The 18,809-nt window shown below is 70.0% G+C and carries 15 protein-coding genes; 5 read left to right on the top strand and 10 right to left on the bottom strand.

Going from position 1 to position 18,809, the window contains the following annotated elements:
• The first annotated feature begins 120 nt into the window (after window positions 1-120).
• From HNR40_RS47200 to HNR40_RS47190, 3 genes are read left to right on the top strand one after another with little or no spacing between them, the layout of a single operon-like run.
• Window positions 121-1,488 (top strand): S41 family peptidase, encoded by a 1,368-nt coding sequence (locus tag HNR40_RS47200; RefSeq protein WP_184973667.1) that lies wholly within the window; start codon window positions 121-123, stop codon window positions 1,486-1,488.
• On the top strand, window positions 1,485-3,020 hold the full coding sequence (gene dacB, locus HNR40_RS47195; RefSeq protein WP_184973665.1) for a D-alanyl-D-alanine carboxypeptidase/D-alanyl-D-alanine endopeptidase: 1,536 nt from the start codon (window positions 1,485-1,487) through the stop codon (window positions 3,018-3,020). The genes HNR40_RS47200 and dacB overlap by 4 nt, the downstream gene beginning before the upstream one ends.
• An 11-nt stretch (window positions 3,021-3,031) precedes the next feature.
• Window positions 3,032-4,210: a serine hydrolase domain-containing protein gene (locus tag HNR40_RS47190; RefSeq protein WP_184973663.1), complete on the top strand. Its 1,179-nt coding sequence runs from the start codon at window positions 3,032-3,034 to the stop codon at window positions 4,208-4,210.
• A gap of 42 nt (window positions 4,211-4,252) precedes the next feature.
• Here HNR40_RS47190 and HNR40_RS47185 read toward each other — a convergent pair whose 3' ends face one another.
• The 6 genes from HNR40_RS47185 to HNR40_RS47160 all read right to left on the bottom strand — a co-directional run bounded on the left by HNR40_RS47185 (window position 4,253) and on the right by HNR40_RS47160 (window position 7,628).
• Window positions 4,253-4,678, bottom strand: a complete 426-nt coding sequence (locus HNR40_RS47185; RefSeq protein WP_221341683.1) for a hypothetical protein — start codon at window positions 4,676-4,678, stop codon at window positions 4,253-4,255.
• A 107-nt stretch (window positions 4,679-4,785) separates the two neighbouring features.
• Window positions 4,786-5,187: a DUF6463 family protein gene (locus HNR40_RS47180; RefSeq protein WP_184973662.1), complete on the bottom strand. Its 402-nt coding sequence runs from the start codon at window positions 5,185-5,187 to the stop codon at window positions 4,786-4,788.
• A gap of 96 nt (window positions 5,188-5,283) precedes the next feature.
• Window positions 5,284-5,538: a S26 family signal peptidase gene (locus HNR40_RS47175; RefSeq protein WP_184973660.1), complete on the bottom strand. Its 255-nt coding sequence runs from the start codon at window positions 5,536-5,538 to the stop codon at window positions 5,284-5,286.
• Window positions 5,539-5,584: 46 nt separating this feature from the next.
• Window positions 5,585-6,010 carry a DUF6585 family protein gene (locus HNR40_RS47170; RefSeq protein WP_184973658.1) on the bottom strand — a complete coding sequence of 142 codons (426 nt, stop codon included), beginning with the start codon at window positions 6,008-6,010 and terminating at the stop codon, window positions 5,585-5,587.
• Between the two features lie 74 nt (window positions 6,011-6,084).
• Complete coding sequence (locus tag HNR40_RS47165) at window positions 6,085-6,699, bottom strand: TetR/AcrR family transcriptional regulator (protein ID WP_184973656.1); 615 nt, start codon at window positions 6,697-6,699, stop codon at window positions 6,085-6,087.
• A 116-nt stretch (window positions 6,700-6,815) separates the two neighbouring features.
• Window positions 6,816-7,628, bottom strand: a complete 813-nt coding sequence (locus tag HNR40_RS47160) for a SigB/SigF/SigG family RNA polymerase sigma factor (protein WP_184973654.1) — start codon at window positions 7,626-7,628, stop codon at window positions 6,816-6,818.
• A gap of 790 nt (window positions 7,629-8,418) precedes the next feature.
• Here HNR40_RS47160 and HNR40_RS47155 point away from each other — a divergent pair.
• Complete coding sequence (locus HNR40_RS47155) at window positions 8,419-9,669, top strand: MFS transporter (protein WP_312896791.1); 1,251 nt, start codon at window positions 8,419-8,421, stop codon at window positions 9,667-9,669.
• 122 nt (window positions 9,670-9,791) lie between these two features.
• The gene (locus HNR40_RS47150; protein WP_221341682.1) at window positions 9,792-10,319 is read left to right on the top strand and encodes a hypothetical protein; all 528 of its coding nucleotides are present in this window, start codon (window positions 9,792-9,794) and stop codon (window positions 10,317-10,319) included.
• A 146-nt stretch (window positions 10,320-10,465) separates the two neighbouring features.
• Here the strand turns inward: HNR40_RS47150 and HNR40_RS47145 are convergent, their stop codons facing one another.
• The 4 genes from HNR40_RS47145 to HNR40_RS47130 form a co-directional block, all read right to left on the bottom strand.
• Complete coding sequence (locus HNR40_RS47145; protein WP_184973651.1) at window positions 10,466-10,699, bottom strand: DUF4235 domain-containing protein; 234 nt, start codon at window positions 10,697-10,699, stop codon at window positions 10,466-10,468.
• 108 nt (window positions 10,700-10,807) lie between these two features.
• Window positions 10,808-11,998, bottom strand: coding sequence for an aromatic acid exporter family protein (locus HNR40_RS47140; RefSeq protein WP_184973649.1), 1,191 nt, complete (start codon window positions 11,996-11,998; stop codon window positions 10,808-10,810).
• Between the two features lie 170 nt (window positions 11,999-12,168).
• Window positions 12,169-14,457: a SpoIIE family protein phosphatase gene (locus HNR40_RS47135; RefSeq protein WP_246510662.1), complete on the bottom strand. Its 2,289-nt coding sequence runs from the start codon at window positions 14,455-14,457 to the stop codon at window positions 12,169-12,171.
• A 77-nt stretch (window positions 14,458-14,534) separates the two neighbouring features.
• On the bottom strand, window positions 14,535-18,776 hold the full coding sequence (locus tag HNR40_RS47130) for a HAMP domain-containing protein (RefSeq protein ID WP_184973645.1): 4,242 nt from the start codon (window positions 18,774-18,776) through the stop codon (window positions 14,535-14,537).
• Between the last annotated feature and the right edge of the window lie 33 nt (window positions 18,777-18,809).

The following is an 18,809-nucleotide window of genomic DNA, read 5'->3' as shown; positions in this document are numbered from 1 at the left end:
CGTGCCAGTATCGCCGGGCCCTGGTTTCGGTGGCGTTTCATCGCGCCTGAAACCATGCCGAAACCCCTTCTCGCGTAGAACTCGCTGTCGCCGGACATCCACGGGTAGCAAGGGGATCTCATGAAACACCGATGGCGCTCGCTCGTCATCAGCGCGGTCGTACTCGCCACGGCGGGTGCCACGCCCGCCCTAGCCGAGCGGTCGGCGGCCTGCGCCAAGGCCGTCCCCGGACAGCCGCCGACGCCCGCGCCCACCACGCTCGCCACCGTGAAGCAGGCCTATCACTGCATCTTCGACAACTATTACAGCGGGCCGGTGCTCGACAGCCGCACGTTGCTCGTGCCGGCCTTCGCCGCGCTCACGCAGGAGATGCAGCGCCGCGGCCTCGACCAGCCCGACGCCACCCTGCCGGCGCTCACCGGCCGCAAGACCGCCGACTGGGCCGCGTTCGGCAGGGTCTACCAGCGGATCTCCGACGCGCTGCCGGACGACAAGGCCCGCGAGGCCATCGGCAGAGCCGCCATCAAGGCCATGGTCGACAAACTTGACGACAACCACGCGCGGTGGGTGGACACGTTCCTCCCGGGCGCCTATGGACTCAACCTGTCCGTGACGGCCGGCCCCGGCGCCGTCGACCCGGTGGCCGCCGAACCGGCGTACGCCACCGGGATCGACGCGGGCAGCCCGGCCGAGAAGGCCGGTCTCAAGCCGGGTGACGAGGTCCTGGCGGTCAACGGCGTGCCGCTGTTCACCAACGGGGTCCTCAACAGGGGCGCGCTGTCCTGGGTGACCGACGGCCGGATCGGCTCGACGGCCAAGCTCACCGTGCGCCGGCCCGCCACCGGCCGGACGTTCACCGCCGCCGTGACCGGCGCCCGGTACCCGATGTCGCCCAGGGACATCACGTCCCGGCTCGTGGACGACGACGTCGCGTACGTCAGCCTGCCGGGCTTCGCCCCTGACCTGGCCGACAAGGTGCTGGCCGCCATCGCCGGCATGCGGGCGAAGACCCAGGTGAGGGGCGTGATCCTGGATCTGCGCGGCAACGGCGGCGGCAGCCCCGACGCGGTCAGCAAGCTGCTCGGCTCGCTCGCGCACGGCAAGATCCTCGGCTACCTGTGCGACGTCAAGGGCCGGTGCACGCCCAAGCGCACCGACGACTCGGTCGAGCTGCTGAAACTGCCGTTCGTCGCGCTCACCGACCGGCGCTGCGCGTCGGCGTGCGACTCGTTCTCCAGCGCGGTGAAAGACCTCAAGCTGGGCACGCTCGTCGGCACCCGGACCGCGGGCATGGTCTCCGGCCCCGGCGAGATGTACAAGCTGGACAACGGAACCCTCGTCATGCTGCCGAAGTACCACGGGATCATGGCGAACAAGGAGATCGTGAACACGATCGGCGTCGCGCCGGACCACTTCGCCCCGACGACCGCCGCCGACCTGTCCGCCGGCCGTGACACGGCGCTGGACAAGGCGGTGTCGCTGCTGTGACGGGCAACCACTCACGCCGTAGCGTGCTCAAGCTCTTCGGCGCGGTTCCCGTCGCCGCCGCGGGGCTGCCCGCCATCGCGCCGGTACGCGCCGATCGTTCGCTCGCGGCCAGGATCGCCGAGATCACCAAGCGGCCCGAGTTCACCGGCTCCCACTGGGGCATGCGGTTCCAGCTGGCCGGGGCGGGGCCCGTCTATTCCCTGAACCCCGAGCAGCGGTTCGTCGCCGGTTCCGCCTTCAAGGTGTTCATCGCCGGCTCCGCCTTCGCCGCACTCGGCGCCGATCGCCGCTTCCGCACGACCGTCCACGGCACCGGTCCGGTCGTCCACGGTGTCCTCAAGGGAGACCTGGTGCTCGTGGCCGACGGTGACCTGCTGCTGGGGCCGAGGATCCGGCCGCACGGCAAGCTCGCCCTGCCGGTGCCCGACCACTCCTACGGCAGCGCGACCGCGCTGGTTCCCGGCGACCCCCTCCAGCAGGTACGCCACCTGGCCCGGCAGGTGGCGCGCCGCGGGATCCGGAGGGTGGAGGGCCGGGTGATCGTGGACGCCTCGTTGTTCCGGCAGGGCAGCGAGCGGATCGCGAACGGGAACATCTCCATCCCGGTCTCGCCCATGATGATCAACGACAACATCATCGACGTCGTGGTGACGCCCGGTGGCCATGCCGGTGCTCCGGCCAGGCTGCGCGTGTCGCCGAACCCCGCGTACCTGACCGTGCTCAACGAGGTCACCACGGTCCTGAACCCCGTGCGGCGGCTGACGTTCACCGAGGTGCCGACGGCGGCGGGCCGGACACGCACCGTGCGGCTCACCGGCGACGTGCGGCCGGGCGGGCAGCCGGTCGTGGCCCCGTACTACGTGCCGGATCCGGTGCGTTTCGCGGAGATCGCCTTCGGCGCGGCGCTGCGCGAGGCCGGCGTACGCGTCACGGACGGCAGGGCCGCATCGGGCAAGGGACGCCGGGAACCGCTGGCCGAGCACGTGTCCCCGCCGCTGTCGGAGCAGGTGAAGGTCATGCTCAAGGTCAGCTCCAACCCGCACACCGCCCACTTCCCCTACCTCGTCGGCGCCACCGCCGGTCGCGACCCCGACACCCCGAAGGCGACCGGCGAACGGTTGCAGCGGGAGCTGTTCCGGCGGTTCGGCCTCGACCCCGACGATCCCGTGGACGAGCGCTACACCTCCGACTTCTTCGTCCAGTTCCTCAGCCACATGGCGCGGCGCCGGGACTTCACCGCGTACCGGCAGGCGATGCCGATCATGGGGCGGGACGGGTCGATCGCCCACGTGCTGCCCGGCTCGCCCGCCGCGGGCCGGGTCTTCGCCAAGACCGGCACGGCCAGCCAGGGCAAGGTCCTGAACAAGGCGCTGGCCGGCTACGTCGTGCTGCCGGACGACCGGCTGGTGGTGTTCGCCCAGTTCATGAACACGCCCGTCGGCTCCCTCGATGAGGCGATGGAGTTGCAGCGCGTCGTCGAGATCGCGCAGGGCGAGATCGCCACGGCCGTCTACGAGTCACTGACCCGATGAGAGGAACACCTGTGCCCACCGTCCCATCACGACGATCGATCCTCGGCCTGCTCGGCGCCGCGCCAGTCGCCGTCGCGGGCGTGTTCACCACGGCCGGCAGCGCCGGCGCGGACGACGCGGTACGCCGGCTGCCGCGCGACCTCCTGCCGGGCGGGCGCTTCGACCGGTTCGTCGCCGAACGCGGCGCCGCCGGCCAGTTCTCCGGCACCATCCTGGTGGCCTACCGGGGCAAGCCGGTGCTGACGAGGTCCCACGGCCTGGCCGACGAGGCGCGGAAGGTGGCCAACGACACGAAGACGAGCTTCGACCTGGCGTCGATGACGAAGTCGTACACCGCGGTGGCCATCGCGCGGCTCGCGCAGGAGGGAAAGCTGGCCTTCCACGAGAAGCTCGGCGCCTACCTCGACGGTTTCCCGGCCGACGTCGCGAAGGTCACCCTGCACCAGCTGCTCACCCACACCTCCGGCGCGGGCAGACCGGGCCAGACCAACCAGCGCCCGCCCGGTGAGGAGGAATGGGACAGCGAAGACGACGTCTGGCGGGGCATGACGTCCTACTTGCGCACGCTGCCGCTGCGGTTCACCCCGGGCACCCAGTACGGCTACAGCAACGACGGCTACTTCATCCTCGGCGAGGTCGTGGCCAAGGTGTCGGGCCAGTCCTATTACGACTACGTGCGCCGGCACGTGTTCACCCGGGCCGGCCTCACCGACACCGACTTCTACACCAGGCCGGCGGTGCGCGCCGATCGCGGCATCGCCCACGGCTACATGACCCAGCCCTCCGGCGAGCGCGTGGACATCACCACCACACCCTGGCTGCCCTACATCGGCAGCCCCTACCACGGCGCGTTCTCCTCCGCGCCCGACATCCTCCGGTTCGCGACCGCCCTGCACGACAACCGGCTGCTCAGTCCCGCGTACACCCGGATCGTCACCAGCGGCAAGCACGCGCTCGGCCCGGCCGACAGGCCGGCCGTTGACGGCGAAATCCAGTTCTACGGCTACGGCCACACCGAGGCCGTCACCGCCACCCGGCGGGTCGTCGGCCACTCCGGCAGCGGCCCCGGCCGGGCGACCAACCTGGACGTGTTCCCCGACGCCGGGCTGACGGTGATCGTCCTCAGCAACCACGACACCAGCGTCAAGCCGATCGTGGCCCTGGCCCGCCAGCTGGCCACGCCGGGGTGAACCCTTCTCATCTCCATGGGGTTCGGGCTGCTCGTGTCGGGGTCACGGCATTTCGTGGGTGGTGGTTGGCCGGTGCGACCTCGTGCTGCCGGCGATCGCCGCCATGATCGCTGTCAGGGCGGCGAAGATGATCGCCAGTGCGATGGCGATGCTGTCGCCCTCGTCGAAGGCGAACAGGAACGTGAGCTGAACGTCGAAGGCCGTGCCGAACAGTAGCGGCGCCATCACGAAGGGCGTCACCGAATAGAGCGCGCAGAGGGCGCACAGTGTCCACGCGCCGGGAATCCTGCGGGCGAACGTGAATCCCGCCGGGACCAACACCACCACGGCACTGATGAGGCCACCGGCCACGTTCAGCAGCACCACGCTGGACCAGCCACCGGTGGGCCCGATGGCGTAAACAACGTTGTGGAGCGCGAACCAGGCGAGCATGGCGGCGGTGAGCAGCGCCAGGATGCCGGCGATCACCGCCGCCGAGGCATTCGCCCTCGGCGGCGCAGGCAACGGGCTCGGGGCGCCACCCCACGGTGCGCCGTACTGAGGAAACCCGGGCCGCGGCGGATCCGGCGGTGTGTTCACGCCTTCTCCAGCCCGGTCTGGGGTGCGAGGTTGTCGCGGCGGGCGGCGAGCAGCAGCAGGACGACGGCGATCGCCAGGAGCGGCCAGGGCGTGAACGTGAGGATCACGGCACCGACCCCGGTCCAGATCCCCAGGATCCAGGCGATGAACGTCGGCGGGGTGATGCCGCGGCGCTCCAGCCACAGCACGGTCAGGCCGACCACGACGAGGGGCACGCCGAAGCTGGCCACGCTCAGCCAGTAGGCGCTGTTGGCGGGGCTCATCGCGGACAGGTCGTCCGCCCGCAGTCCGCCGCTGAACCACGTCCCGGCGTGGCTCGCGGCCTTCTCCACGGTCAGGGCGCCGACCGTGTGCGCGGCTCCGAACAGGGTGATGAGCCAACCAGCCCATTTGATCATTTGAACACTCCATTCTCTTCGCGCGGCCGGGTGGCCGCGTTGGCACCGCGCCGGTGTGGTCCAGCAGGCTTCGAGCTGGTGAGGCATCCGGCCCGTTCAGGGGAGAACGCCGATGACGTCGACGAGCGCGACGGTCCCCCGGTGAGGGAGGCCGGCATTGTCGGAGCCCAGATAGCCGGCCCGGTTGTCGGGCAGCACCCACAACCGGCCCATCGGGACGCTCACCTCGACAGAACCCAGCGGGACGAAGGATGCGTCCTTGAGGTACGGCTCCTCCATCGGCCGTCCGTCCAGCAGCAGGTGTCCTCTTGGATCGCAGCAGGCCACGCGGCTGCCTGGCGGCCCGATCACCCGGCGAGCAGCAGCACCAACGCCGCCGCGAGGATGCCGACCGGCCTCACGCGGCGGCCCTCAGGTGCACGACCGCGGCGGCGAACACGAAGACGGTGGGGATCGAGCTCACCCGGTCGTGGACGAGCGCCGCCCGCCGGCCCGCCGCGCGTACGATGACGTGCCCCTGCTTGAACTCCGGCTCCTCCACCCGCCCCCACTCCACCTCGCGGCGGCCGGCGCGCATGGCGTTCCGTCGCAGTTCGATGGAGGCGAAGCGGACGCCGCGCCCGGCCTGGATCGCGGCCAGGACGCCGGGCAGCTGAGCCCGGGTCACGGCGTCCTGCAGGTGCGGGCCCCACTGCTCGGGGTGCGCGAACGCCCGCCCGATCCGCGCCGCGCCACCGTCGGGCCGGGTGAGCGTGTCCGAGCGCGGCAGCGCGGGATACGTCATCAGATGGCCGCCCAGCCCGTCCATGGGCGCGCTCCTCATGGGGACCTCCCTCGGATCCACTCTCAAACAAACAAGAGTGTATTTTTAAGGATCCGCAGAAATCCAGCCTTTCCTCAGATCAGTCCCGCGGCCTTGAGCCCGCGCACATGCTCCACCAGCGGCGGCCCCAGCGCGCGCAGAGCCTCCTGCTCGCCCGTGGCCAGCGGCCCGGCCACCATGGTCGCGATCGCGGCGACGAGCACCTGGCACGCGAACTGCCCGGCCTCGGTCCCGGCCTCCAGCATGGCCGCCATCCGCTCCCCCAGCCGCCGCTGGAAGTCGGTCCGATGCGCCACGGCCTCCGGCCCGGCCGCATACACCTCGCTCACGCACAGCCGGGCACTCGCGGGATCGAGCACCAGCGCCTCCAGGAAGTCCGCGAGCGCCCGCTCGAACCGCTCCACCGGCCCCCCGTCACCCGAGGCGGCCGTGGCGATCCGCTGCTCCAGCACCTGCGTGGACCGGCGGAAGGCGGCCATGAAACAGTCCTGCTTGGAGGTGAAGTGCCGGTAGAAGCTCTGCCGGGAGATGACCGCGCGCCTGATCACGTCCTCGACCGAGGTCTTCACGTAGCCCTTCTCGCTCATCACCTGCGCCATGGCCGTCATCAGCCGATCGCGTTGCGCCTCGGCCACCGCCTCGGGCGAAAGGGCATGCCGGCCACGCGGAAGACGCCGAACTCCATCCATGCAGCGACCCTAACCAGACCGGCGACCTCGGCTCATCCTGCTCCACGCCGGCGGGTTCGGGGTAAACAGGCCGGCGACCTTGTGGTCAGCGCTGGTGGGGCGGCGGGCCGCCGAGGTCAGGCGGCCATGCGCATGGTGCCGGCCGGACGGCGATCGGTGGTGGTGAGGGCTTGGCGCAGCCGGGTGAGTGTGGCGCGCAAGATGCGGGAGACGTGCATCTGGGAGATGCCGAACTCGGTGGCGATCTCGGCCTGGGTGAGGTTGGCGTGGAAGCGCAGCAGCAGGATGTGCCGGTCCCGCTCCGGCAGCGCGTCGATGAGGGGGCGTACGGCCTGCGTGTCGATGAAGGTGTCGAGCGTGTCGTCGTTGCCCGGGATGAGGTCCCCCAGGCACGACCCGTCGCCGTCGTCGGAGCCGACCGGCGCGTCCAGGGACAGGGTGCTGTAGGCGGAGGAGGCGTCCAAGGTCAGCAGCACCTCTTCTTCCGACACGTTCATCCTGGCCGCCAGTTCGGCCATGCTCGGTGAGCGGCCCAGTGCCTGGGTGAGTTCGCCGCTGACCCGGTTGAGCTCGGAGCGGCGTTCCTGGTAGACGCGCGGGACCCGGATGGACCAGGTGCGGTCGCGGAAGTGCCGCTTGACCTCACCGGCGATGGTCACGGCCGCGTACCCGCGAAACTCGTGGCCCAGGCCCGCGTCGAAGCCGTTGATCGCTTTGACCAGGCCGACGTAGGCGGCCTGCTTCAGGTCCTCCATCGGCTCGCCCCGGTGGCGGTAGCGGCGGGTGATCTCGTTCACCAGCCATTGGTGCGTCTCCACGAGCCGCTCGCGCAGGCGCGTCCGGTGTTCCTCCGAGGTGTCGGGGTCGACCATGGCCACGAGAAGCTCTTCGGCGCTCATGTCGGTGAAGGTGATGTCCTGGACGGTCATGATGTGTTCTGCTCCCGGCTGTGCAGGCCGCCTCATCCAAGACAAAAAGTCCAGACAGAAGCCGCCTCGTACGTCTGACGAGACGAAGCCCTCTGCTGGACCTCACCTGAGTAATTGCCCCAGATCGGCTCGTCACTCCTGCCAAGAGGTCACAATGCGATCACGGCGGGCGGGACGCGCGGGCACCTGCCGCGATCACGATGTCTCCGGCATGTCTGGTTGTTGGCCGGCGGGTGCTTCATGCGGAGCCGTACCTGCGAGGAGCCGTGATTTCTGCTGATGACGACCTGGTCACAGAGGCGGCCACCGGCGTGATCCAGAACGTTGGTGACCGCCTCGTTCACCGCCAGCACCAGATCATCTGTCCCTCCTAGCCCGAATTCACGCACTGTGGCCTCATGATCGCAGAGCGACGACGCAAAGATCGGCCCCGCACCGGCCCTGCCAAAGGGGGCATTAGCGTGGCTCATCAAGACCTTCGATGCGTTGGTGAAGCGGCTAACTCCACTACGCCCGGAGGACTTACTCATGATCAGCCACTTGCGACCACGTGTCATCAAGATCTTGGCCAAGTACAGCTGGGCCTGGCGCATTCGCCGCGTTCGGACACTCCCGAACCGCGTGAGTGTCAGCGCTGGGTCCACCCCTGACCGGCTCTATCAGGTAGACAGTGCCGTCTCCGGTAGGTATGTTCTCCGGGTCCCGCCCGTGCCTGTCCGAAGCCGGAACCGCGCGGCCCTCACCGCCGAACGTGGGCGCCTCAGAGCTCCGCTTCCAAGGAAGACGCTTCGTGACCGACATCGTCCCGCTGCGCAAGAACGCGCGTTTCCAACTGCTGTGGGTCGGCAGCGCGGTCTCCGAGTTGGGGTCGGAGCTCACCAGGCTCGCCATGCCGCTGCTGGTGCTGGCGCTCACCGGTTCGCCCGGGGTCGCGGGCATCGTCGCGGGAGCCCGTACCTTCGCCTTGCTCGCGGTCCAGATACCAGCCGGCGTCTGGGTGGACCGGTGGGACCGCCGCCGCACGCTCGTCACAGCTCAGGGCCTCCAGGCGGTTGTCTCGGCGCTGCTGGCGGCGCTCATCGTCACCGGTCATGTCCAGGTCTGGCAGTTCGTCACGCTGGCGGTGCTGGACGGGCTGTGCGCCGCGTTCATCGATCCCGTGCAAGGCACGGCGATCCGCGGCGTCGTCCCCTCGGGCCAACTGCACAGTGCCTACGCGCAGGAGGAGGCCCGTACTCACGCGGCCGGGCTGCTCGGGCCTCCGCTCGGTGGCCTGCTGTACGGCCTGGGGCGGGCGGTGCCGTTCGTCGTCGACACCCTCACTTTCCTGGCCGCCACGCTCTTCTACGCTTTTGCGAAGGTGCCGCGCCGCCCGGCGGACGAGCCGCGAACCTCCGCGGGAGGTGGTGGCGGGGAGCGGCGGGCGATCCGGCGTGACATGCGCCGGGAAGCGGCCGAGGCCGTCGCATGGTTGTGGCGCCGGCATGGCCTGCGGGAGGTCACCGCGGCGGTGATGGTCCTCAACCTGCTGGGCGGGGCGTTCCTGATCCCATTGATCGTGCTCGTCGGCGAACGCGGCGGTGATGCGGTCATCACCGGGACGGTCCTGGCCGGTCTTGGTATCGGCGGGCTGGCCGGGGCGCTGTTGTCGGGCCGCATCAGCAGGCTCCTGCCTCCCGGCAGACTGCTGCCGGCCGTCGTGACGGTCTTCGGTGCCGCGCTGGCGGCCACGGCACTGCCGTGGGGGGTGTGGTGGCCGATGGTCCCGTTGGTGTTCATCACCCTGTCGACGCCCTCGCTGAACGTGGTGATGAACGTGGTGGTCACCCGGATGGTGCCGGAAGCGATGCTCGGCCGGATGGGCGCGGTCTTGAGCATGAGCGCGATGGCGCTCAAGCCCCTCGGGCCAGTACTCGGCGGTGCACTGGCCGCGGCACTGGGCGGCGCGGCGTCGCTCATCGTGCTCGGCGGACTGCTCGGCCTGACCGCCGCCGTAGCCGCGCTCAGCCCACAGTTGCGCCAGTTCACCGGGGAAGCCTGAACGCCGCCGACCAGATCCCTGCCCTCTGTGGAATCTGCGGCGATGGTGTCAAATGTGGCGTTACGGCTCCGCGGTGAAAATTGGCTGGCAGGTTCAGTGACGAACCTGCAGGATCGCCTATCGTGATGGGTATCTCCGGCTTCGAGCCGATCTTTCTCGTCGGGCTTGACGTCGTCCGCGAGGAACACGGGCCGGTCCTGGCCGCGCTTGGCGGCCGGCGTCTGACGCGGTTCGCGCTCGTGCGTTTCGTCGAGGACGGGGACTGGTTCGCCGACTGCCCCGTCGTCCTGGACTTCGACGGCGTCCAGGTGGAGATCTGCCACTGGAAGTTCGATGAGGTGTCGATCGGCTGGAACTCCATCGACACGACGGCCGCGATCGGTGGCTGGGAGGATGCCGAGCGGACACCAGCGTGGTCCTCCGCCGACGAGCGGCTCGCATCGTTCCTCGGCCAGGAACTCCGCGAGGTCGCTCTGCTCGAGTGGCGGCCGGCGTCACGTCATGACCTGGCGGACGGCACCCTTGCCGTGGAGTTCGTCTTCGATACAGGTCGTTTCCACATCGCCAACGCTCTTGATGAGAACAGCATCGATGTCGGCGATGCCCACCCGGATTTCGTGCGACACCCGCTGGTGCGGCGCACGGCCTGACAGGGGTCGGCCATCAGCGACCCGGCCGAGGCGATCCTGCCGCCGGTCGTCGAGATCAACCGGATCCCCTGGGCCGTAGATGGATCTCGGGCATGTCTGCCGAGGTCATCCGGCCTGGCGGCGGCGTCGGTCTCGCGGGGCGGGGTTCAGTCGTCCCGCGCCGCCGCTCGCTCGATGACCGCCTTCACCACCCCGAAGATCGCGCCCTGCAGCGCGGCGGCCACCAGCACCTCGCCCCATCCGTAGCGGGTCGAGTCCGCCTCGGGTGGTTCGTCCTTGCCGGAGGCGAGCTTCCAGACGTGTTTGAACACCGTGCTGGCGATCAGACCGCCGAGCACACCGCCGGCGATCCGTGCCGGCTTCGCGATGACCTGTTTCATGACGGTCTCGCATACCCAGCCAGATCAGGCCTAGTCGGCCGGCCGTACCGGAGCACGCTCGTCGGCCTTCCCAGTTGCGGGCCTTCTCCTTGTCAGCGGGTGGGCCGGTCATGGTGTCGCGGGGCCGGCCGGGGGTGTTTCGGTGGGTGTGGTGAGGCGGGTCAGCAGGGCGAGGATGCGCTCGGCCTCGGTGAGCAGGCTGCCGCTGGCGGCCCAGCCCTGTGGGCGTTCCACCTCGCCGGCGCGGATCTCCGTGGTCATCTGCCGATGGATGGCCTCGGCCTTCTCGCGAGCCTGCGAGAGCAGATGGGCGGTATCGCTGTCGTCGCGCGTGGGCGGGATGACCCGGACCAGCGCGGCTGCCAGCGTGTCCAGCAGTTCGGCGTAGTCGCGGGCGAAGTGCACGCTGATCCAGCCCGTGGCGGTGTCCACGTCCGGCTGCTGCTCGATGTGGGCCAGTGCGCGCACGATGGCGTGGACGTGCACGCCGGCCTGGCTCATCGCGCTCAGCAAGAGCGCGTGATCCCCCTCGGCGGGGTGGCGTGAACGGCGCAGGTTGTAGCGGCGGCTTTCGACACCGGCGGTGATCGCCTCCCGTGTTTGGACGAGGCGGGCATCCAGTTCGGCTGCCCGCTTCTCCCACTCCGGGAGACTTGACAGGTCGCAGCGCTGTTTCAAGCCCGCCGCCATGCTCTCCAGCAGGGCCGCCGCCTCCCGGCCCTGCCCGCGTAGTGCCCGGAAGGGGCGGCGCAGATACAGCGGGGGCCAGATCAGCGCGTTCACCCCTGCCCCGCATAACGCCCCGACCGCGGTCGCCACCACGTAGCCGGCCAGATAGCGCTCCTGGGAGGCGGCGCCGAACGACAACATCAGCACGGCCGTGGTGGCGACGTCAGAACCGTGCCTTCCCATCCGATGCCAGCGCGCCGCGATCAACGCCGGTGGCACCACCAGGACCAGGCTGAGTGCGTTCAACCCGAGCAGGTGGCCGATGCTGCCGGCCAGGAAGACCCCGGTGGCCACCGCGCCGACCCGCCGCAGCCCGTTGGTCACCGTGCGGTACACGGTCGCGTGAACCATGATCACCGCGGTGGCCGGAGCGAACCACACCGTCTCCCGCGCCAGCAACCGATCCGCGATCAACCACGCCAGCACCGCGGCCGCGGTCGCCTTGGCGATCTGCCGCAGTTCGAGACGCTGGGAGGAATTACGCTCGCCCAGCCCGGTCAGCTGCTGACGCACATAGCGCAGTTCCCTCCGCGCCACACCCGCCAGCCGTACCCCCCAACGCTCACTCACGCGATCCCCTGTCGCTGACCACGTCGTACGCGGCGGCGATGTGCGGATGCGACGACCCCAAACCCCTGCAAACCCGGCATAACGCACGACCTACCCGATCAACGCTCACACAGTCGGCGACCGGTGTCCGAGACCGGCCAGGGATCTGAAGGTCTATCGACCGTCGCTGGTCAAAGCACTTCGACCCCTATGAGGCAGGTGTCGTCGTCGGTGTCGGAGTTGCTGTGGATCAGGAGCCGGTCGAGGCTGTGTTCCAGGACGGTGTCCAGCCGCGTGAGCGTGGCGAGGAGGCGTTCCTGCGAGCGCTCCAGGGTGACGTCGCGCCGCTCGATCAGGCCGTCGGTGTACATGAACAGGGTGTCCTCACGCTCCAGCTGGACGACTCCCTCCTCGTACTCCGCCTCTGAGATCACCCCGAGCATGATTCCGGTGATCATCGGCAGCTCTTCCGCCGCACCGCCGCGCACCAGCACAGGCGGCAAATGGCCGGCCCTGGCCCAGCGCAGGACGCGGGTCTCGGGGTCGTACAGGCCGCAGATGGCGGTGGCGGTGACGCGTTCGGTCAGGTGGTGGGTGACCAGGTTGAGCCAGCCCATGAGCTGCGCCGGACTCGCGCCGGTGGTGGCCAGGCCACGCAGCGCGTTGCGCAGGACGACCATGCCGGTCGCCGCCTCGACTCCGTGCCCGGCGACGTCGCCGACCGACAGAAGGATCTTCTTCGACGGCAGTACGACCGCGTCGTACCAGTCGCCGCCGACCAGGTGGCCCTCCTCGGCGGGCCGGTAGCGGACGGCGATGTTGAGACCGAACGCCTCCACGGGCCCCTGGGCGGGCGGCATGATGGCGTGCTGGAGCTGCAGCGTCAGCCGGTTGCGCTCGACCGCCTGCTGCTCGGAGTGGGCCAGCTGGTCGCGGGTCGCGGCCAGCGCGACCTCGGTCCAGTGCTGCGCGGAGATGTCCTGGTACGCCCCCCGGACGGCGAGCAGCCGGTCGTCGGCGTCGAAGACCGGCTCGGCGACGACGCGGATGTGCCGGGTGCTTCCGTCGGGACGCAGGAGCCGGAACGCGGTGGAGCCCCGCCGCCGGTGGTGGTGCACGGTGCGCAGGAACCGGCCGATGGCGGCGGCGTCGTCGGGGTGGGCGTGCTCGCGCAGGTGCTCCAGCGGGATCGGCCGGTCGGCCGGCTCCAGGCCGTACAGGTCGTAGAGCTGGCTGTTCCAGGTGATCTCACCGGTCTGGGAGTTCTCCTCGAACCCGCCGATCCGGCCGAGCCGCTGGGCGTGCTGCAGCAGGCTGGCCAGGCGGAGCGACTCGTTCTGCACCCGCCAGATCAGCAGCACGCAGTCGCCGTGCCGGGTGATGCTCACGTCGGCGACGGTGGCCAGCGGCACGTGGTCGATCAGCGAGGTAAGTGTCATGCGCTCGGTGTGAAAGGCCTCGCCGGTGGCGTGGACGTGCTCGACCTTCTCGAACAGGCCGTGCTCCTCCGCCGCGGACGGGTACGCCTCCAGCAGCAGGGCGCCGTCGACCAAGGAACGGGGCCGGCCGGCCGGGTCGGCGAAGCGCGCGTTGGTGTGGTGGATGCGGAAGTCGGTCAGCAGCCCACCGGAGTCGAGTTCGGGGCGGAGCACGAGCGCGGGGTCGGCGAGCGCGTCGGCCAGTTCGATCAGCTCGGCCAGGTTGGGCGCCGCCGCGGGGGTGGTCGCGCGGTCCTCCAGCGTGTGCGCGCACAGCTCGGCCAGCGCCTCGACCTGGCGGTGGATCGCCGAGGGTTGTGGCTGCAGCGGCCCCGGCCAGCTGATCTCCAGGACGCCGAGGATGCGGCCGCCGGTGCCCGCGGGCACCACCACCCGGCCGGCCGGTACGTCCTGGCGGTGACCGATGGACGGCAGGCCCGTCTCGGCGAGGTCGGCGAACCACACCGTGCGGCGTTCCATGAGCGCGCGCCGGGCGGGTGTGGCCACGCCGGGCGGCACGTAGTGCCACCTCCTGGCCTCTTCCGTGCTGTGCCCGGCGAAGCCGACCAGGGTGAGCGAGGCGTCGGGTCCGGCCGACCACAGGGCGACCGCGGTGGCGCCCATCGGCGTCAGCGCGTGCTGCAGCAGGGACTCGGCCACCATCTGGCTGTCGCTGGCGCCGAGCACGCCGCTTTCGGCCTCGCGCAGCCGTACCGCGACCGAGTCGCCGCCCGCGCCCGCCGGCCGGTGCTCGGCGAGCAGTTCGTGGGACACCTGGGTCAGCCGGTCCTGTGCGGCCTGGTTGATGAGGTCGGCGGCCAGCTCCAGCTGGGAGAGCCCGGACTGGCCGGCCAGTGTCGCGAGCTGCAGCGCGGCCTCGGTGGGTCCGCAGTGCAGCCGCTCGACCAGAATGCCCTTGGCCAGCTCGATCAGCGCCCGCCCCTCGGCCGCGTGCTGGGCGCGGGCTATCTGGTCGCGCAGCCGCTCGATGGTGGCGGCCATCCTGCCGATGTTGGGGGCAGATTCATCACCAGGACGCATGCTGTGCTCTATTCCTTCCGATACCAACACGCAGACCGCTAAACCGTGAGCCATTGCTGGATGAGCGCCAGCAGATGGTCGGCGTCCACGGGCTTGGTGACGTAGTCGCTCGCTCCCGAGGCCAGGCTCTTCTCCTGGTCGCCCGGCATCGCCTTGGCGGTGACCGCGATGATCGGCAGCCCGGCGTACTGCGGCATGGCCCTGATCGCCGCGGTGGCGGCGTAGCCGTCCATCTCCGGCATCATCACGTCCATCAGCACGATGTCGATCTCGAGATGGGCGATCAGCGTGTCGATGCCCTTGCGCCCGTTCTCGGCGTGCAGAACCCGCATGCCGTGGATCTCCAGGATGCTGGTCAGCGCGAACAGGTTGCGCGTGTCGTCGTCGACCACCAGCACGGTACGCCCGGCCAGCGTCCCGTCCTCCTCGCGGTCGGCCGGCTCGCCCTCCTTCTCCGAGCGCATCAGCGGCAGGACGTCGCCCGGCTGCTCGGCTGTCAGGTGCAGGGCGATGCGCTCGCGCAGCTCGTCCAGGCTCGACAGGAGCTCCAGCGGCGGGGAGTCGGCTCTGGACTGCAGTTCCCGCTCCTGCGCGGGATCCATCCGCCAGTTGCTGTAGGCCAGCACGGGTACGCTCCGCAGCGCCGAGTCGCCGTCGATGGCCTGCAGCAGCCCGAAGCCCGCCTTGGCCGGCATGTCGAGGTCGAGCACGATGCAGTGGCACGGGTCGGCGGCCAGCGTGGCCGCGGCCTCCTCCGCGCCGACGGCGGTCACGATCTCGACCGGGCCGTCACCGACGTCACGGTCGGCCAGGTCGGCCAGGACGGTCTCGGCCACCACCGACAGCAGGCCGTGCGGGCGCGTCTCCACCACCAGCAACCGCCTGTGCTGCTGGGACGACTGCGCGGCGGGCTGCTCGGTTCCGTCCGCGGGGTGCGCGGCCTGGCTGAGCGTGGACGGCGCCGCCGCCTCGACCGGCGGTGCGGTGAAGTCGGGCCGGGCGACCGGGAGGAACAACGTGAACGTGCTGCCGCTGCCCGGGGTGCTCTCGGCGGTGATCGCGCCGCCGAGCAGGTAGGCGATCTCCCGGCTGATCGACAGGCCGAGTCCGGTCCCGCCGTACTTGCGGCTGGTGGTCCCGTCGGCCTGCTGGAAGGCGCCGAAGATGACCTCCAGCTGCTGCTCGGCGATGCCGACGCCGGTGTCGATGACGCGGAAGGCGACGGCCGAGCCGTACGGCCTGACCGAGGCGGGAAGCTGCGCGCGGGAGACCGGCTCGATGCGCAGCTCGACGCTGCCGGTCTCGGTGAACTTGACCGCGTTCGACAGCAGGTTGCGCAGCACCTGGCGCAGCCTGGACTCGTCGGTGAGCAGGCCGTCCGGCACGCCGGGCGCGGTCGTGATGCGGAATTCGAGGCTCTTGTCCGTGGTCATCGGCCGGAAGGTGGCCTCGACGTAGTCGAGCAGCTGGGGCAGCGGCACCCGCTCGGGGCTGATGTCCATCTTTCCCGCCTCGACCTTGGACAGGTCGAGGATGTCGTTGATCAGCTGGAGCAGGTCCGATCCGGCCGAGTGGATGACGCCGGCGTACTCGACCTGCTTGGGGGTCAGGTTGCGGGTCGGGTTCTGGGCCAGCAGCTGCGCGAGGATGAGCAGGGAGTTGAGCGGGGTGCGCAGCTCGTGGCTCATGTTGGCCAGGAACTCGCTCTTGTAGGTGGAGGCCAGCGACAGCTGCTGGGCCCGGTCCTCCAGTTCCTGCCTGGCCTGCTCGATCTCCAGGTTCTTCGTCTCGATGTCCTGGTTCTGCGAGGCGAGCAGCGCCGCCTTCTCCTCCAGCTCGGCGTTGGAGCGGCGCAGTTCCTCCTGCTGGTTCTGCAGTTCCTCCGAGCGGGCCTGGAGCTCGGCGGTCAGGCGCTGCGACTCGGTCAGCAGCTCGTCGGTGCGGGCGTTGGCGACGATGGTGTTGACGTTGACCCCGATCGTCTCCATCAGCTGGTCGAGGAAGGCCCGGTGCACGGGGGTGAACGAGTACAGCGAGGCCAGCTCGATGACGCCGAGCACCTGCTCCTCCACCACGATCGGCAGCACGATCAGCGAGGTGGGCACGGTGTGGCCGAGGCCCGATGAGATCCTGACGTAGCCGGGCGGTACCTCGTCCATCGCGATGGTACGGCGGGTGCGGGCCGCCTGGCCGACCAGCGACTCGCCCATCCGGAACCGGGTGACGGACTCGCCCGCCGGGTAGCCGTAGGCGTTGATGAGCCGCAGTTCGTTCTCCTCGGCCAGGAAGAACGCCCCGTACTGCGCGGCGACCAGCGGCGCCAGCTCGTTCATGACCTGCTCGGCCACCGTGGCCAGGTCCCGGTGCCCCTGCATGAGGCCCGACATCCGGGCCAGGTTGGACTTCAGCCAGTCCTGGTCCTCATTGGCCCTGGTGGTCTCGCGCAGCGACTTCACCATCGAGTTGATGTTGTCCTTGAGCTCGGCCACCTCGCCGGAGGCGTCGACCGTGATGGAGCGGGTCAGGTCGCCCGAGGTGACGGCGCTGGTCACCTCGGCGATGGCGCGCACCTGGCGGGTCAGGTTGCCGGCCAGCTCGTTGACGTTCTCGGTCAGCCGCTTCCAGGTGCCCGACACGCCCTCGACCTCGGCCTGACCGCCCAGCCGTCCTTCGCTGCCGACCTCGCGGGCCACGCGGGTGACCTCGGCCGCGAAGGAGGACAGCTGGTCGACCATCGTGTTGATCGTGGTCTTGAGCTCCAGGATCTCGCCGCGGGCGTCCACGTCGATCTTCCTGGTGAGGTCGCCCCTGGCCACGGCGGTGGTGACCTGGGCGATGCTGCGTACCTGGTTGGTCAGGTTGTCGGCCATGGAGTTGACGTTGTCGGTGAGCGCCTTCCAGGTGCCCGCGACGTTGGGGACGCGGGCCTGGCCGCCGAGCTGGCCCTCGGTGCCGACCTCGCGGGCCACGCGGGTCACCTCGTCGGCGAACGCGCCGAGCGTGCCGACCATGGTGTTGATCGTCTGGGCGAGCGCGGCGACCTCGCCCTTCGCCTCGACGGTGATCTTCTGCGACAGGTCGCCCGCGGCCACCGCGGTCGCCACCTGGGCGATGCTGCGCACCTGGCTGGTCAGGTTCGAGGCCATGAAGTTGACGTTGTCGGTGAGGTCCTTCCAGGTGCCCGACACGCCCCGGACCGTGGCCTGGCCGCCGAGCTGGCCCTCGGTGCCGACCTCGCGGGCCACCCGGGTGACCTCGTCGGCGAAGGCCGAGAGCTGGTCGACCATCGTGTTGATGGTCTCCTTGAGTTCGAGGATCTCGCCGCGGGCGTCCACCCTGATCTTCTGCGACAGGTCGCCCTTCGCGACGGCGGTGGTGACCTCGGCGATGCTGCGTACCTGGGCGGTGAGGTTGTCGGCCATGACGTTCACCGACTCCGTGAGCGCCTTCCACGTGCCGGAGACGCCCTTGACGTCGGCCTGGCCGCCCAGCCGTCCCTCGGTGCCCACTTCGCGGGCCACCCTGGTCACCTCGTCGGCGAACGACGACAGCTGGTCGACCATGGTGTTGAGGGTGTTCTTCAGCTCCAGGATCTCGCCCCGGGCCGAAACGGTGATCTTCTGGCTGAGGTCGCCGCGGGCCACCGCGGTCGCCACCTGCGAGATGTTGCGCACCTGGGCGGTGAGATTGCCCGCCATGTAGTTCACCGAGTCGGTCAGGTCCCGCCAGGTGCCGGCCACGCCCTTGACGTCGGCCTGGCCGCCGAGCTGGCCCTCGGTGCCGACCTCGCGGGCCACCCGGGTGACCTCGGCCGCGAAGGAGGACAGCTGGTCGACCATCGTGTTGACGGTGTTCTTGAGCTCGAGGATCTCGCCGCGGGCGTCCACGGTGATCTTCTGGCTGAGATCGCCCTTGGCGACCGCCGTGGTCACCTCGGCGATGCTGCGCACCTGGTCCGTGAGGTTGCCGGCCATCGCGTTGACCGACTCGGTGAGGTCCTTCCACGTGCCCGACACGCCGGGAACCTCGGCCTGCCCGCCGAGCCGTCCCTCGGTGCCGACCTCGCGGGCCACCCTGGTGACCTCCGAGGTGAACAGCGAAAGCTGGTCGACCATGCCGTTGAAGACCTGGGCGATCTCGCCCAGCAGGCCGTCGGCCTCGCCGGGCAGCCGGGTGCCGAAGTCACCGTCCCTGACGGCCGTCAGTCCGGCCAGCAGCTGCCGCAGCTCGAGCTCACCTGCATCACCGACCCGTCGTGTACCCGACCGGCTGCCGCTCACCTGGCACCTACCCCTTCGAGATTGTTTTCCCTA

It is taken from the genome of Nonomuraea endophytica, assembly GCF_014203235.1.
Lineage (GTDB): Bacteria > Actinomycetota > Actinomycetes > Streptosporangiales > Streptosporangiaceae > Nonomuraea > Nonomuraea endophytica.
The sequence above is the reverse complement of the archived record's forward strand: the minus strand, read 5'-3'. Positions and strand labels throughout refer to the sequence as shown.